Origin of the sequence: Thiomonas sp. FB-6 (assembly GCF_000377645.1) — a bacterium.
Classification (GTDB): domain Bacteria; phylum Pseudomonadota; class Gammaproteobacteria; order Burkholderiales; family Burkholderiaceae_C; genus Thiomonas_A.
Map to the genome: position 1 here is coordinate 55,781 of NZ_KB898471.1, position 14,390 is coordinate 70,170.

The following is a 14,390-nucleotide window of genomic DNA, read 5'->3' on the forward strand; positions in this document are numbered from 1 at the left end:
CCCTGCGACACCCTGCCCATGGCCCAGTACTTCAGCCTGCACCCTGACAACCCGCAACAGCGCCTGATCAAGCAAGCCTGCGCGATCCTGCACGCAGGCGGCGTGGCGGCGATTCCCACCGATTCCTCCTACGCGCTGGTCTGCCACCTGGACGACAAGGCCGCGGCCGAGCGGTTGCGGCGCATCCGCCAGGTCGACGCCAAGCACCATCTGACCCTGCTGTGCAGCGACCTGTCGGAGCTGGGCAACTACGCGGTGGTGGACAACCGCCAGTTCCGCCTGCTGCGCGCGGCCACGCCGGGGCCCTACACCTTCATCCTCGAAGCCACGCGCGAAGTACCGCGCCGGGTCTCGCACCCCTCGCGCAAGACCATCGGCGTACGCGTCCCCGAGCACGCGGTGGCGCGCGCGCTGCTGGTCGAGCTCGGACAGCCGCTGCTGGCCACCACGCTGATCCTGCCCGGCGACGTCGAACCCCTGAACGAAGCCTCGGAAATCCGCACCCGCCTGGAAAAACAGATCGACCTCGTGCTGGACGCCGGTCCCTGCCCGCGCCAGCCCACCACCGTCATCGACCTCAGCGGCGCCACGCCCGAAGTGCTGCGCCAGGGGCGCGGCGACGTCGAATCGCTCGGTCTGGAGCAGCCGGACTGAGCCGGCCCGCCCCATCCACTCCCACACCATGGACCAACTCATACAGGCCATCACCGTCTACGCGCTGCCCGTGCTGTTCGCGATCACGCTGCACGAGGCCGCGCACGGCTACGCCGCGCGCCATTTCGGCGACAACACCGCCTACATGATGGGGCGCCTGTCGCTGAACCCGGCGCGCCACATCGACCCCGTCGGCACCATCCTGGTACCCCTGGTGCTGTACTTCGCCACCGGCGGCTCCTTCCTGTTCGGCTACGCCAAGCCGGTGCCGGTGAACTTCGGCGCGCTGCGCAATCCCAAGCGCGACATGGTCTGGGTGGCGCTGGCCGGGCCGGCCTCGAACTTCGCGCAGGCCTTCCTCTACGGCCTGGCGGTCCTGGTGATGAACCGGCTGGGCGTGCGCGAATTGTTCTTTTTCGACGTCGCCCGCGCCGGCATCCTGGTCAACCTGGTGATGTTCGTGTTCAACCTGTTCCCGATCCCGCCGCTGGATGGCGGGCGCGTGCTGGTGGGCCTGCTGCCGCTGCGCCAGGCGCTGGCGCTGTCGCGCATCGAGCCCTACGGCTTTTTCATCGTCATGGCGCTGGTGCTGACCAACATCGCCACCACCGTGTGGCTGATCCCGCTGATGCGCGTGAGCCAGACCCTGCTCGGACTGCTGCTCAGCCCCTTCGGGATGATCCTCTAGTGTCCTGTCACCCGCGCGACGCCATGCCGGGGGTGGCGGCGCCGCGCGGCTTCCTTCCGCTTCATTCGCCCGAGGATCGAACATGAACCACAGTCCCCGCCCGCTCGCCGCCTGGCGCGCCGCAGCCGCTGCCGCGATGGCCGGCGCCCTGCTCGCGGCCGCGCCCGCGCACGCCTCCGAGGTCTCGCTGCTCGCCGGCTCCTTCGACGGCTACCACAACCTCAGCGCGGCCTGGCAAAGCGACGCGCTGTGGGCGCACGATTTCGGCTCCGATCGCCTGGACTTCAGCGTGGAAGCCTCGGCCGGCCGCGTGTTCGGGCCTGCCGGCAAGCCCGGCGCACCGCTGTGGCACGTGGGGCTCACGCCCTTCCTGCGCTGGTGGTTCACCCAGGACACGGCCGTGGAGGCCGGTATCGGGGCCAATTTCTTCTCCGGCACCTACATCGGGTCCAAGACCATTTCCACCTCCTACCAGTTCGGCGATTCGCTGGGGCTTTTCCATCGCATCCAGGACAGCCCCTGGGGCGTGGGGCTGCGCTTCACCCATTATTCGAACGCCGACATCAAGCGCCCCAACCCGGGGCAGAACTACCTGCAATTGCGTCTGAGCTATGAATTGCGCTGACACCTTTCCCGAACGCGTGTTGTCGGGAATGCGCCCGACCGGCGCGCTGCACCTGGGCCACTATCACGGCGCGCTGAAGAACTGGGTCCGGTTGCAGCAGGACAAACCCTGCTACTTCTTCGTCGCCGACTGGCACGCGCTGACCACCCATTATGAATCCCCCGAGGTCATCGCCAGTCATACCCATGACATGGTGATCGACTGGCTGGCCACCGGCGTGGACCCGGACAAGGCCACGCTGTTCGTGCAAAGCCGCCTGCCCGAGCATGCGGAGTTGTTCCTGCTGCTGGGCATGGGCACCCCGCTGGCCTGGCTGGAGCGCGTGCCCACCTACAAGGAGCAGATCTCCAACCTCAAGGACAAGGACCTGCTGACCTACGGTTTCCTGGGCTACCCGCTGCTGCAGGCGGCCGACATCCTGATCTACCAGGCTCGCTGGGTTCCGGTAGGCGCGGACCAGGTGCCGCACATCGAGATCAGCCGGGAGATCGCGCGGCGCTTCAACACCCTGTACGGCAAGGACCCCCAGATCGAAGCCAAGGCCCGCGCCGCCGCGGCGCATCTGCCCGACGAGGAGCGCCAGCGCCTGCTGGCGCTGCGCCGGGGCGCGGACCAGGAAGGCCACGTGGACATGCGCGAGCAGGCGCATGCGCTGATCTCGGCAAGCAAGCTCTCGCGCCCCGACAAGGACGCGCTGCGCGCGCAGGTTGACGGCGGCCGGCGCAGCATCCTGCGCGAACCCGAGGCGCTGCTCACGCCGGAATCGCGCCTGCCCGGGCTGGACGGGCGCAAGATGTCCAAGAGCTACGGCAACTCCATCGCCATCCGCGAGGAACGGTCCAGCGTGGAGCACAAGATCCGGCGCATGCCGACGGATCCGGCGCGCGTGCGCCGCACCGACCCCGGGGATCCCGAGAAATGCCCGGTGTGGCAGTTCCACCTCGCCTACAGCGACGAAGCCTGCCGCGAATGGGTGCGCCGCGGCTGCACCAGCGCCGGCATCGGCTGCCTGGAATGCAAGCAGCCGGTGATCGATGCGGTGCTGCGCGAGCAGCAGCCCATGCTCGAGCGCGCGCAGCCCTACGTGGACAACCCCGCGCTGGTGCGTGACATTCTGGATGCCGGCACGGCCAAGGCCCAGCAGACCGCGCGCGAGACCATGCGCGAGGTGCGCGACGCGATGGGCCTGCGCAGCGCCTGATCAGAGGCGGCGCGGCGGCCCGGAGGCGTCGCCGCGCGCGGAGCCGGCGCGGCGCGCCAGCGCGCGCCGCATCCACGCGCGCAGCGCCAGGCGCGCCAGCCACGAACCCAGCAGCACCAGGGCGAGCAACAGCAGCAGCCCGAATTCGAAACCGGCCAGGCGCCTGGACACATGTTCCCAGGCGTGCCCGAAACCCCAGCCCAGGCCGGCGACCAGCGGCGCCCACAGCAGCGCACCCAGCACGTTGAACACCGCGAAGCGCGCGGGCGTGACGCCGGCGGCGCCGATCAGGATGGGCCCGGCGATGCGCAGGCCGTAAAGAAAACGCACGGCCACCACCGCGCCGCCGGGATTGCGCCGCAACAACAGCAGCACGCGCTCCAGCTTGGCCTGCAGGCGCGGCAGCCGGCGCAGCAAGGCGCCTCCCCACAGGCGCCCGATCCAGTAGAAGGTCTGATCGCCTGCGCTGGCGGCGAGCACCGCCACGGCGATCACGCGCCAGAGTTCCAGCCACCCGGCACGCGACGCGTAGCCGGCGGCCAGCAGCACCGTCTCGCCCTCGGCGAAGGCGCCGACGGCCACCGCCAGGTAACCCCAATCCTTGACAAACTGGTCCAGCAAGTCCGGCTCCCGAAGCGGCGCCGCGGCGCCGCGCATGGACATGCATGATGCATCCGCCGGCGTGCGCGCGCGTGCCGGACACAAAAAAGCCGACCCTGCCGGGTCGGCTTCTCGACAACACAACACCTGCACGTGCCCGCGGGCGGGCACGCTCGGCGACACCAGCCGAACAATCCCGCGCCGCGATGCCGCGAGGGACGCCCGGAATGGCAAAACGCCCGGCTATCGCCAGGCGCTGTATCTACGATCCTGCGGAATACTCAGAGCACGCGGATCTGCGAGGCCTGCGGACCCTTCGGGCCGGCCTTCACGGTGAACTCCACGCGCTGGTTTTCTTGCAGCGTGCGGAAGCCCTTGGCCTGGATTTCGCTGAAGTGGGCGAACAAGTCCTCGCCGCCTTCGTCGGGCTTGATGAAGCCGAAGCCTTTGCTCTCGTTAAACCATTTGACGATGCCGGTGGGCATGATCTTCCTTTCAAGTACTGAATATCAATGACATGCAAATCTTCAACAAGCCCAGCCGGTTTATCGAGTGTCTCCAAACCCAAACTGTGCGCAGCAAAGCGCCCGTCTTGATGCGACTGCAGGGCTTACTATACACCGATTGGCGCTTTTGCAAGCATTCCCCGCACCCGCGCTTCCCAATCGCCGGACACCGGGGTGGCCGGCGTTGTCGCGGGGCCACAATCGTGGTGCTCCCGCCGGAGCACCGGCGAGGGGATCGCTGCTGCACAAGCCATCCGGCCCTACCCGGCCCGGTATAACCCACCATCTTCCCATGCAGGTATTCCGAGGTTTTCAGCACGCGGCGCTGCAGCAACCCAGCGCGGTCAGCATCGGCAATTTCGACGGCGTGCACCGCGGCCACCAGGCCATGCTGGCGCTGCTCGTGCACGAGGCCAGGCAGCGGGGCTTGAGCCCCTGCGCGCTCACCTTCGAACCCCATCCGCGGGATTATTTCGCCGCCGCGCGCGGGCAGCCCGAACTCGCTCCGGCGCGCGTGGCCGGGCTGCGCGACAAGCTCGACGGCCTGGCGCGCTGCGGTGTGGAGCGGGTCGTGGTGCTGCGCTTCGACGCCGCGCTGGCTTCGCTGGCCGCGCAGGATTTCATCCAGCGCGTGCTGGTCGACGGACTGCACGCCCGCTACGTGCTGGTGGGCGACGATTTCCGTTTCGGCGCGGGACGCGCGGGCGACTACGAGATGCTCGACGCCTGGGGTCTGCGCCTGGGCTTCGAGGTGGCGCGCATGAATGCCTACGAGGTGCATTCGCGCCGCGTGTCCAGTTCGGCCGTGCGCCAGGCGCTGGCCGCCGGCGACATGCGCCTGACCGCCAGCCTGCTGGACCGCCCCTACTGCGTCAGCGGACACGTCCAGCACGGCGCCAAGCTGGGCCGCGAACTGGGCTTCCCGACCCTGAACCTGCGCTTCGGCCACGCCCACCCGGCCGCGCAGGGCATCTTCGTCGCGCGGGTGCACGGCCTGCAGGCGCAGCCTCTGCCGGCGGTGGTCAGTTTCGGACGCCGGCCCAGCGTCGACGATTCGGGCCGCGTGCTGCTGGAGGCGCATGTCCTGGATTGGAGCGGGGACGCCTACGCTAAACTCGTGCGGGTGGAACTGCTGCACAAGCTGCGGGACGAAGTCCGCTACGACGGTCTGCAAGCCCTCACCGCCGCGATCGCCGCTGACGTGCGTGACGCGCGCGCGTGGTTCGCCGCCCAGGCCGCCGACTCCCCCTGAACCCAGGTGTCGCCCGGACCGCGCGGGCGTGGGCCTGCGCGACGCCGCGCGGGCAGCCTGCGCCGCCCGCCCGAACAGTCTCCCCAGCCCGTCCGAAGCCCGCCCGATCGCCCGCGCCGCCAGCGCGCAACCGCATGCCATGACCGAACCCGACGCGTCCGCCAAGCCCGATTACCGCTCGACCCTGAATCTTCCCGACACGAGTTTCCCGATGCGCGGCGACCTGCCGCGGCGCGAACCCGGCTGGGTGCAGCGCTGGCAGGACGAAGGCGTGTACCAGCGCCTGCGCGCGGCGCGCGCCGGGCGCCCGCGCTTCGTGCTGCACGACGGCCCGCCCTACGCCAACGGCCAGATCCACATCGGCCACGCGGTCAACAAGGTCCTCAAGGACATGATCGTCAAGGCGCGCCAGCTGGAGGGCTACGACGCCGTCTACGTGCCGGGCTGGGACTGCCACGGCCTGCCCATCGAGAACCAGATCGAGAAACTCTACGGGCGCAAGCTGGGACGCGACGAGATCCAGGCGCGCAGCCGCGCCTACGCGACCGAACAGATCGCCGGACAGATGGCCGACTTCAAGCGCCTGGGCGTGCTGGGCGACTGGGAGCACCCCTACCGCACGATGGACTTCGGCAACGAAGCCGACGAGATCCGCGCCCTCAAGCGCGTGGTCGAGCGCGGTTTCGTCTACCGCGGCCTCAAGCCCGTGCACTGGTGTTTCGACTGCCACTCCTCGCTGGCCGAGTTCGAGATCGAATACGCCGACAAGACCTCCCACACCCTGGACGTGGCCTTCCCCTGCGAGGAACCCGCGCGCCTGGCTGCCGCCTTCGGGCTGGACGCCCTGCCCGGGCCGGCCTTCGCGGTCATCTGGACCACCACCGCGTGGACCATCCCGGCCAACCAGGCCCTGAACCTGAACCCCGAACTGGACTACAGCCTGGTGGACACGCCGCGCGGCGTGCTGCTGCTGGCCAGCGCGCGCGTGGAGCCCTGCCTGAAGCGCTACGGTCTCGAAGGGCGCGTGCTGGCGACGGTGCGCGGCCAGGCGCTGGGCGGACTGCGCTTCCGCCACCCGCTGGCCGCCATGCACCCCGGCTACGAGCGCAGCAGCCCGGTGTACCTGGCCGAATACGCCACGGCCGACGACGGCACCGGCATCGTGCACTCCTCGCCCGCCTACGGCGTGGAGGACTTCAACTCCTGCATCGCGCACGGCATGCGCATCGAGGACGTGCTCAACCCGGTTCAGGGCGACGGCGTGTACGCGACGGAGCTGCCGCTGTTCGGCGGCCAGCAGATCTGGCGCGCCGCGCCGGCCGTGGTGCAGGCGCTTCGCGACGCCGGGCATCTGCTGGCCACCGAGGACATCCGCCACAGCTACCCCCATTGCTGGCGCCACAAGTCGCCGGTGATCTACCGCGCGGCCAGCCAGTGGTTCGTGCGCATGGACCAGGGCGAGGGCGTGTGCACGGTCGACAAGGCGCCGCGCACGCTGCGCGAGACCGCGCTGGAGGCGGTGGAGCAGACCGCCTTCTATCCGGCCGGAGGCAAGGCCCGGCTGCACGACATGATCGCCGGACGCCCCGATTGGTGCATCTCGCGCCAGCGGGCCTGGGGCGTGCCGCTGCCCTTCCTGCTGCACAAGGCCAGCGGCGAGCTGCACCCGCGCACGCTGGAGCTGATGGACCGGGCGGCCGAGCTGGTGCAGCGCGAAGGCGTGGAAGCCTGGTCGCGCCTGGACCTGCGCGACTGGCTGGGCGACGAGGCCGAGGACTACGAGAAGTCCCAGGACATCATCGAGGTGTGGTTCGACTCCGGCACCACCCACTGGCACGTGCTGCGCGGCAGCCACCGCGAACAGCTGGCCTGGCCGGCCGACCTGTACCTGGAAGGGCACGACCAACACCGCGGCTGGTTCCACTCCTCGCTGCTCACCGGCTGCGCCATCGACGGCCGCGCGCCCTACAAGGCGCTGCTCACCCACGGCTTCACCGTCGACGGGCAGGGGCGCAAGATGAGCAAGTCGGTGGGCAACGTGATCGCGCCGCAGAGCGTGAGCGACAAGCTCGGCGCCGAGATCATCCGCCTGTGGGTGGCCTCCACCGACTACTCGGGCGACCTGGCGATCTCCGACGCCATTCTCAAGCAGGTGGTGGAGAACTACCGCCGCGTGCGCAACACCCTGCGCTTCCTGCTGGCCAACGTGTCGGACTTCGATCCCGCCACGCAGGCCGTGGAGCCCTCGCAAATGGTGGAGATCGACCGCTGGATGCTGGCCCACGCCGGCGCCCTGCAGCGCGAGATCCTGGAGCATTACGCGGCCTACGAGTTCCATCCGGTGGTGGCGAGGCTGCTGGTGTTCTGCTCCGAGGACCTGGGCGGCTTCTACCTCGACGTGCTGAAGGACCGGCTGTACACCACGCAGGCCGACGGGCCGGCGCGGCGCAGCGCCCAGACCGCGCTGTGGCATCTGGCGGCGGCGATGCTGCGCTGGATCGCCCCCTTCCTCAGCTTCACCGCCGAGGAGGCCTGGGAGCACTTCGCGCCGCAACGGGCGCAAGCCGACCGCAGCATCTTCGTGCAGACCTTCCACGAACTGCCGGCCATCGACGACGCGGCCGGGCTGCTGGCGCGCTGGGCGCGCATCCGCGCGCTGCGTGACGAAGTCAACCGCGCCGTCGAGCAGGTGCGCGCGGAGGGCCGCCTGGGCTCCTCGTTGCAGGCCTGGGTGGACCTGGGCCTGAGCCAGCCGGACCTGCAACTGCTGGCCGGCCTCGGCGAGGAAGCTCGCTTCGCCTTCATCGTCTCCCGCCTGAAGCTGCACGCGGCCGACTCCACGCAGGTGCGCGTGCAGCCGGCCGAGGCCGCCAAGTGCGAACGCTGCTGGCACTGGGTGGACGATGCCGGCGCCGATGCCGCGCATCCCGGCCTGTGCGGGCGTTGCGCCGGCAACCTGTACGGCGACGGCGAGGTGCGGCGCCATGTCTGAGCCCCTGCCGCTCGCGGGCCGGCGCGAGGCCGCGTCGTGGCCCTGGCTGCTGCTCGCGCTGGCGGTGCTGGCGCTGGACCAGTTCAGCAAATGGCTGGTGGCGCGCGAGCTGCCGCTGGATGCCTCGATCCCGGTCACCGGCTTTTTCAACCTGGTGCACATCGAGAACCCCGGCGCGGCCTTTTCCTTCCTGGCCGGCCAGACGGGCTGGCAGCGCTGGCTGTTCACCGCGCTGGGCCTGGGCGCCTCGCTGCTGATCATCGTGCTGCTGTTGCGCCGGCGCCGGCGCCCGCTGCTCGGGCTGGCCCTGGGCCTGATCCTCGGCGGCGCCCTGGGCAACGTCGCCGACCGCGTGCTGTGGGGCCACGTCACCGACTTCCTGGACTTCTACCTGCGCACCGCGTCGGGATCCTGGCACTGGCCGGCCTTCAATCTCGCCGACACCTCGATCTTCCTCGGCGCCGTGGCCTTGCTGCTCGACGAGCAGCGCGAGGCACGACGGCGCGCCGTGCGCCCCGGGTAGACCCGGCCTTGCGGGGAACTCCCGGGGGTTATAACCTCGCACCCATCATGGTTGTATCCAGACATGACGGGACCCGCCGATGACCCCCGAGGAAGCCAGGCGCCAGCCTTTGGCGCGGCAACGATCCCCCCGTGTGAGCGTGTGCACCCTGGGCTGGCGCGACCCGCTGCGCTGGCTGGCGGCGGGAGCTCGCGACATGCGCGCCTGCCCCGCCCTCAGCCTGGGCTTCGGAGCCCTGTTCACCGCGGTGGCCTGGCTGCTGGGCCTGAGCCTGCGCAGCAGCCCGCAATACGCCCTGCTGCTGGCCAGCGGGGTCATGCTGCTCGGGCCCGCCCTGGCCATGGGGCTGATCCAGGCCAGCCGCAGTTGCGAGGCGGGCCAGCGTCCGCGCCTGCGCCCCTGCCTGCTGTGCTGGTGGCCGGCGCGCTCCAGCGTGGCGCTGTTCGCCGGCCTGCTGCTGGTGCTGGAACTGCTGTGGGCGCGCAGCGCGCTGATCGTGTTCGCGCTGTTCGCCGATTCCATGGCCCCGGAGCCCTCGCTGTCGGGCCTGTTGCTGGATCCGGCCAACCGGCCCTTCCTCGCCGCCTATGGCGCCATGGGTGCGCTGTTCGCCGGCTTCGCCTTCGCCTGCAGCGTGATCGCCGTGCCCATGCTGCTGGACCGCCCGGTGGACGCCATCACCGCCGCGCTGAGCAGCCTGCGCGCCTGCCTGGAGCACCCCTGGGTGCTGCTGCTCTGGGGCGCGCTGCTGACCCTGCTCACGCTGCTGGCGTTGCTGCCCGCGGGCCTGGGCCTGCTGTTGGTGGGCCCGCTGCTCGGGCATGCCAGCTGGCATGCCTACCGCGGCATCGTGTGCCCGGCCCAGGCGCAGCCCGAGCTCCAGCCGCGGCCCCATTGAGCGCAGGGCCGCGCGGGAGTTCAGGGCTGCAGCACGATGCTGCCGGTGGTCGCGCGGCTTTCCAGCGCGCGGTGCGCGTCGGCAGCGTCGCGCAGTGCGTAGCGTTGCCCGATCAGCGGCCGCACCTTGCCCGAAAGCACCACGTCGAACAATTCGGCGGCCATGTCCAGTTGGGTCGCGCGGTCGGCCAGATGGGTCATCAGCGTCGGGCGGGTCACGTACAGCGAGCCGCGCGCCGCCAGGTCGCCCAGGGTCACCGGGGGCACCGGGCCCGAGGCGTTGCCGAAGCTGACCATCAGCCCGAAGGGCTGCAGGCAGCCCAGCGAGCGCTCCCAGGTGTCGCGCCCGACCGAGTCGTAGACCACCGCGACGCCCTTGCCGCCGGTGAGTTCCCGGACCCGCGCCACCAGATCCTCGCTGCGATAGTTGATGCAATGGGCGTAGCCGTTGTCCAGCGCCAGGCGGCACTTCTCGTCGCTGCCGGCGGTGCCGATGAGCTGCACGCCCAGCGCCTTGGCCCACTGGCCGGCGATCAGGCCCACGCCGCCGGCGGCGGCGTGGAACAGCGCCACGTCGCCGGCCTGCAGCCGGCGCGTGCGGCGCAGCAGGAATTGCGCCGTCAGCCCCTTGAGCATCATGGCCGCGGCGGTCTCGAATTCGATGCCCTCGGGCAGCTTCACCAGCACGCGCGCCGGCATCACGCGCGCCTGCGCGTAGGCCCCGGTGGGCCCGTGGCAATAGGCCACGCGGTCGCCTTCGCGAAACTCGCTGACGCCCTCGCCCACCGCCTCGATCACGCCGGCCGCCTCCAGCCCGATGCCCGCCGGCAGCTGCAGCGGGTACAGCCCGGTGCGGTGGTACACGTCGATGAAGTTCACGCCCACGGCGGCGTTGCGCACGCGCACCTCGCCCGCGGCCGGCTCGCCCGGCTGCACCGGCTGCCACTGCAGCACCTCGGGTCCGCCGGTACGCTCGATGCGAATCGCATGGGTCATTGCAATCTCCGTTTTCCCTGGTTTCATTCGCGCGCGCCCCGCGGGCCCGCGCACAGGGAATAATTGTGCCCATTGCCGCGCGCCCCTGCACGCCCCCCTTGCCTCCGATTGCCTGGAACCTGCCCGATGCGCCTGCTGCTGGTCGAAGACGACATGATGATCGGCGAAAGCGCGCTCGACGCGCTGCGCGCCGAGGGCTACGCCGTGGACTGGGTGCGCGACGGCCGCGCCGCCGATGCCGCCTGGAGCAGCGAGCACTACGACCTGGTGCTGCTGGACCTGGGGCTGCCGGCGCGCGACGGCCTGCAGGTGCTGAAGGCCGCGCGCGAACGCCACGACGCCACCCCGGTGCTCATCGTCACCGCCCGCGACGCCGTCGACGAACGCATCCGCGGGCTCGATGCCGGCGCCGACGACTACCTGCTCAAGCCCTACGACCTCAACGAACTGCAGGCGCGCATCCGCGCGCTGGTGCGGCGCGCCGCCGGACGCGCCGAGCCCGCGCTGAGCCATGCCGGCGTGTGCCTGAACCCGGCCACGCGGGAGGCCACGCTGCACGGCCAGCCGCTGGTGCTGTCGCAGCGCGAATGGGCGGTGCTGGAGGCGCTGATGCGCCGCCCCGGGGTGATCCTGTCGCGCGCGCAGCTGGAGGAAAAGCTCTACGGCTGGAAGGACGAGATCTCCAGCAACGCGGTCGAGGTCTACGTGCACAGCCTGCGCAAGAAGCTGGGCGCCGAGTTCATCCGCAACATCCGCGGCATGGGTTATGTGCTGGCGCGTGACGACGGCGCCGCCGGCGGAGAGCCGGCATGAAATCCCTGCGCGCCAAGCTGCTGGTGCTGCTGACGGCGGCGGTGCTGACCGCCGCGCTGGTCCAGTCGGTCGCGGTGTTCCGCAACGCCATGCGCGAGGCGGACGCCGTGTTCGACTACCACCTGCAGCAGATCGCGCTGTCGCTGGCCACCGGCGAGCTCGGCCTGCCGGGCTTCGGCCCGCGCGGCCATGCGCGCGACGACCTCGACTACGTGTTCCAGGTCTGGGCTCCGGACGGCCAGCGCATCTACGTGTCGCGCCCGCGCGTGGAACTGCCCGACCAGGCGGTGCTCGGCTACGCCAACGTCGCCGTGAACGGGCAGAACTGGCGCGTGTTCTCGATGCAGGCGGGGGGCCGCACCATCCAGGTGGCGCAGCCCCTGCTGAGCCGGCGCGCGCTGGCGCTGACCTTCGCGCTGAACTCGGTGTGGCCGATGCTGCTCATCGTGCCGCTGCTGCTGCTGGTCGTGGCCTGGGTGGTGCGGCGCTCGCTGGCCCCGCTGCGCGCGCTGTCCACGGAACTGGAAAACCGCGCCGCGACCTCCTTCGACCCGCTGGACCCCGGAGCCGCGATGCTCGAGATGCGCCCGGTGGTGCGGGCCATGAACGGCCTGTTCGCACGCACGCGCCAGGCCTTCGACGCGCAGCAGATGTTCGTGGCCGACGCCGCGCATGAGCTTCGCTCTCCGCTGGCGGCCCTGAAGTTGCAACTGCAGATGCTCGAGCGCGCCTCCGACGATCCGGCGCGCCGCCTGGCCGCGCAGCGCCTGGACGCCGGCATCGACCGCGCCACCCATCTGGTCGAGCAGTTGCTGGCGCTGGCGCGCGCCGACTCCGGCGGGCGCGAGACCCCGGCGAGCAGTTCGCTGACCGACGCCGCGCGCCAGGCCCTGGCCGACACGTTGGACCTGGCCCAGGCGCGGGGCATCGACGCCGGGCTGGAACAGGCCGAGGAACGCACCGTGCTGGCGCCTCCACAGGGCCTGCGCATGCTGGCACGCAACCTGGTGGACAACGCCGTGCGCTACAGCCCGCGTGGCGCGAGGGTGGATGTGCGGGTGCGCGAACAGGACGGCAAGGTCCTGCTGGAGGTGGACGACTCCGGCCCCGGCATCCCGGCGGCCGATCGTCCGCGGGTGTTCGACCGCTTCTACCGCCGGGCCGACGCGCCCCCCGGCGGCAGCGGCCTGGGCCTGGCGATCGTGCGCAGCGTGGCCGAGCGCAGCCACGCCAGCGTCGAATTGCTGGATTCCCCGCTGGGCGGCCTGCGGGTGCGCGTGAGCTTCCCGCGGCCGTCCTGAGCCCCGTAGCCGCCTCTCAGGCGCCGGGCTGCGCGTCCAGGTCGAAGGCGCGGTGCAGCGCGCGCACCGCGAGCTCGAGATACTTTTCGTCGATCAGCACCGACACCTTGATCTCCGAGGTGGAGATCATCTGAATGTTGATGCCCTCCTCCGACAGCGTGCGGAACATGGTGCTGGCCACGCCGGCGTGCGAGCGCATGCCCACGCCGACGATCGAGACCTTGCAGGACTTCGGGTCGCCCAGCACGTCCTTGGCGCCGATGTGCGCCTGCACCTCGTTCTTCAGGATCGCCAGCGTGCGCGCGTAGTCGTTGCGTCCGACGGTGAAGGAGAAATCGGTGAACCCGGCCAGGCTCTGGTTCTGCACGATCATGTCGACTTCGATGTTCGCCTGGCCCACCGCGCTGAGGATCTGGTAGGCGATGCCCGGCCGGTCGGGCACGCCGACCACGGTGATCTTGGCCTCGTCGCGGGCGAAGGCGATGCCGGAAACCACGGCACGTTCCATGTTCTGGTCCTCTTCGAAAGTGATCAGGGTGCCGCTGCGCATCTCTTGCTCCAGCGGAATGTCCCAGGGCGTCAGGCTGGACAGCACGCGCAGGCGCACGCGGTACTTGCCCGCGAATTCCACCGAGCGGATCTGCAGCACCTTCGAGCCCAGGCTGGCCATTTCCAGCATCTCCTCGAAGGTGATCGAGGGCAGCTTCGAGGCTTCCGGCACCACCCGCGGGTCGGTCGTGTACACGCCGTCCACGTCGGTGTAGATCTGGCATTCGTCGGCGCCCAGCGCCGCCGCCAGGGCCACGCCCGAGGTATCCGAGCCGCCCCTGCCCAGCGTGGTGATGTTGCCTTGCGCGTCCATGCCCTGGAAGCCGGCGACCACGACGATCATGCCCTGGTCCAGGTCGGCGCGGATGCGCTGTTCGTCGATGGACTCGATGCGCGCCTTGGTGAAGGAGCTGTCGGTGTGCACCCCCACCTGGAAACCGGTGTAGCTGCGCGCCGGCTGGCCCAGCGACTTGAGCGCCATCGCCAGCAGCCCGATGGTCACCTGCTCGCCGGTGGCGGCCACCACGTCGAGCTCGCGCGGGTCGGGCTCGGGCTGGATCTCGCGCGCCAGCGCGATCAGGCGGTTGGTCTCCCCCGACATGGCCGACACGACCACCACGACCTGGTGGCCGGCCCCGGCCCATTTGATCGCGCGCCGGGCGACGTTCTTGATGCGTTCGACGGAACCGACCGAAGTGCCGCCGTATTTCTGGACGATGAGCGCCATGATGGGATGAGCACGCCGAACGCGGCGACGCAAAAAGCTGCCGATTATAGTTCGCCCCCAGGGCCG

The 14,390-nt window shown here is 70.4% G+C and carries 14 protein-coding genes; 10 read left to right on the forward strand and 4 right to left on the reverse strand.

Annotated features, from left to right (window positions below):
* The first annotated feature begins 18 nt into the window (after nt 1-18).
* The 4 genes from D466_RS0100265 to D466_RS0100280 all read left to right on the forward strand — a co-directional run bounded on the left by D466_RS0100265 (nt 19) and on the right by D466_RS0100280 (nt 3,168).
* Entirely contained in the window at nt 19-654 is a 636-nt protein-coding gene (locus D466_RS0100265; protein ID WP_018911679.1) for an L-threonylcarbamoyladenylate synthase, read from the forward strand.
* Between the two features lie 28 nt (nt 655-682).
* Complete coding sequence (locus tag D466_RS0100270; protein WP_018911680.1) at nt 683-1,342, forward strand: site-2 protease family protein; 660 nt, start codon at nt 683-685, stop codon at nt 1,340-1,342.
* Between the two features lie 82 nt (nt 1,343-1,424).
* Entirely contained in the window at nt 1,425-1,967 is a 543-nt protein-coding gene (locus tag D466_RS0100275; RefSeq protein ID WP_018911681.1) for an acyloxyacyl hydrolase, read from the forward strand.
* The gene (locus tag D466_RS0100280; protein WP_038164695.1) at nt 1,954-3,168 is read left to right on the forward strand and encodes a tryptophan--tRNA ligase; all 1,215 of its coding nucleotides are present in this window, start codon (nt 1,954-1,956) and stop codon (nt 3,166-3,168) included. The genes D466_RS0100275 and D466_RS0100280 overlap by 14 nt, the downstream gene beginning before the upstream one ends.
* Here the strand turns inward: D466_RS0100280 and D466_RS20020 are convergent, their stop codons facing one another.
* Together D466_RS20020 and D466_RS0100290 are read right to left on the reverse strand one after the other, a co-directional pair.
* A complete protein-coding gene (locus D466_RS20020; protein WP_018911683.1) occupies nt 3,169-3,831 on the reverse strand; it encodes a DedA family protein in 663 nt (220 codons plus the stop codon). It abuts the gene before it with no gap.
* A gap of 218 nt (nt 3,832-4,049) precedes the next feature.
* The gene (locus tag D466_RS0100290; protein WP_018911684.1) at nt 4,050-4,253 is read right to left on the reverse strand and encodes a cold-shock protein; all 204 of its coding nucleotides are present in this window, start codon (nt 4,251-4,253) and stop codon (nt 4,050-4,052) included.
* 313 nt (nt 4,254-4,566) lie between these two features.
* On the opposite strand from D466_RS0100290, the gene D466_RS0100295 reads away from it, so the two are divergent.
* The 4 genes from D466_RS0100295 to D466_RS0100310 all read left to right on the forward strand — a co-directional run bounded on the left by D466_RS0100295 (nt 4,567) and on the right by D466_RS0100310 (nt 9,939).
* A complete protein-coding gene (locus D466_RS0100295) occupies nt 4,567-5,526 on the forward strand; it encodes a bifunctional riboflavin kinase/FAD synthetase (protein WP_018911685.1) in 960 nt (319 codons plus the stop codon).
* 139 nt (nt 5,527-5,665) lie between these two features.
* The gene (gene ileS / locus D466_RS0100300) at nt 5,666-8,518 is read left to right on the forward strand and encodes an isoleucine--tRNA ligase (RefSeq protein ID WP_018911686.1); all 2,853 of its coding nucleotides are present in this window, start codon (nt 5,666-5,668) and stop codon (nt 8,516-8,518) included.
* A complete protein-coding gene (gene lspA, locus D466_RS0100305) occupies nt 8,511-9,041 on the forward strand; it encodes a signal peptidase II (RefSeq protein WP_018911687.1) in 531 nt (176 codons plus the stop codon). The genes ileS and lspA overlap by 8 nt, the downstream gene beginning before the upstream one ends.
* Before the next feature lie 133 nt (nt 9,042-9,174).
* Nucleotides 9,175-9,939, forward strand: a complete 765-nt coding sequence (locus tag D466_RS0100310; RefSeq protein WP_018911688.1) for a DUF2189 domain-containing protein — start codon at nt 9,175-9,177, stop codon at nt 9,937-9,939.
* A gap of 20 nt (nt 9,940-9,959) precedes the next feature.
* Here the strand turns inward: D466_RS0100310 and D466_RS0100315 are convergent, their stop codons facing one another.
* Nucleotides 9,960-10,934 carry a quinone oxidoreductase gene (locus tag D466_RS0100315; protein WP_018911689.1) on the reverse strand — a complete coding sequence of 325 codons (975 nt, stop codon included), beginning with the start codon at nt 10,932-10,934 and terminating at the stop codon, nt 9,960-9,962.
* A 126-nt stretch (nt 10,935-11,060) separates the two neighbouring features.
* On the opposite strand from D466_RS0100315, the gene D466_RS0100320 reads away from it, so the two are divergent.
* A complete protein-coding gene (locus D466_RS0100320; RefSeq protein WP_018911690.1) occupies nt 11,061-11,747 on the forward strand; it encodes a response regulator in 687 nt (228 codons plus the stop codon).
* Nucleotides 11,744-13,048 carry an ATP-binding protein gene (locus D466_RS0100325; protein ID WP_018911691.1) on the forward strand — a complete coding sequence of 435 codons (1,305 nt, stop codon included), beginning with the start codon at nt 11,744-11,746 and terminating at the stop codon, nt 13,046-13,048. Before D466_RS0100320 ends, D466_RS0100325 begins: the two co-directional genes overlap by 4 nt.
* Before the next feature lie 16 nt (nt 13,049-13,064).
* Here D466_RS0100325 and D466_RS0100330 read toward each other — a convergent pair whose 3' ends face one another.
* On the reverse strand, nt 13,065-14,324 hold the full coding sequence (locus D466_RS0100330; RefSeq protein WP_018911692.1) for an aspartate kinase: 1,260 nt from the start codon (nt 14,322-14,324) through the stop codon (nt 13,065-13,067).
* Nucleotides 14,325-14,390: the final 66 nt, after the last annotated feature.

Excerpts from the sequence above, each read along its gene's own strand:
- D466_RS0100265 (WP_018911679.1), top strand. The coding sequence starts at position 19 with ATGGCCCAGTACTTCAGCCTGCACCCTGACAACCCGCAACAGCGCCTG.
- D466_RS0100270 (WP_018911680.1), top strand. The coding sequence starts at position 683 with ATGGACCAACTCATACAGGCCATCACCGTCTACGCGCTGCCCGTGCTG.
- D466_RS0100275 (WP_018911681.1), top strand. The coding sequence starts at position 1,425 with ATGAACCACAGTCCCCGCCCGCTCGCCGCCTGGCGCGCCGCAGCCGCT.
- D466_RS0100280 (WP_038164695.1), top strand. The coding sequence starts at position 1,954 with ATGAATTGCGCTGACACCTTTCCCGAACGCGTGTTGTCGGGAATGCGC.
- D466_RS20020 (WP_018911683.1), bottom strand. The coding sequence starts at position 3,831 with ATGTCCATGCGCGGCGCCGCGGCGCCGCTTCGGGAGCCGGACTTGCTG.
- D466_RS0100290 (WP_018911684.1), bottom strand. The coding sequence starts at position 4,253 with ATGCCCACCGGCATCGTCAAATGGTTTAACGAGAGCAAAGGCTTCGGC.
- D466_RS0100295 (WP_018911685.1), top strand. The coding sequence starts at position 4,567 with ATGCAGGTATTCCGAGGTTTTCAGCACGCGGCGCTGCAGCAACCCAGC.
- ileS (WP_018911686.1), top strand. The coding sequence starts at position 5,666 with ATGACCGAACCCGACGCGTCCGCCAAGCCCGATTACCGCTCGACCCTG.
- lspA (WP_018911687.1), top strand. The coding sequence starts at position 8,511 with ATGTCTGAGCCCCTGCCGCTCGCGGGCCGGCGCGAGGCCGCGTCGTGG.
- D466_RS0100315 (WP_018911689.1), bottom strand. The coding sequence starts at position 10,934 with ATGACCCATGCGATTCGCATCGAGCGTACCGGCGGACCCGAGGTGCTG.
- D466_RS0100320 (WP_018911690.1), top strand. The coding sequence starts at position 11,061 with ATGCGCCTGCTGCTGGTCGAAGACGACATGATGATCGGCGAAAGCGCG.
- D466_RS0100325 (WP_018911691.1), top strand. The coding sequence starts at position 11,744 with ATGAAATCCCTGCGCGCCAAGCTGCTGGTGCTGCTGACGGCGGCGGTG.
- D466_RS0100330 (WP_018911692.1), bottom strand. The coding sequence starts at position 14,324 with ATGGCGCTCATCGTCCAGAAATACGGCGGCACTTCGGTCGGTTCCGTC.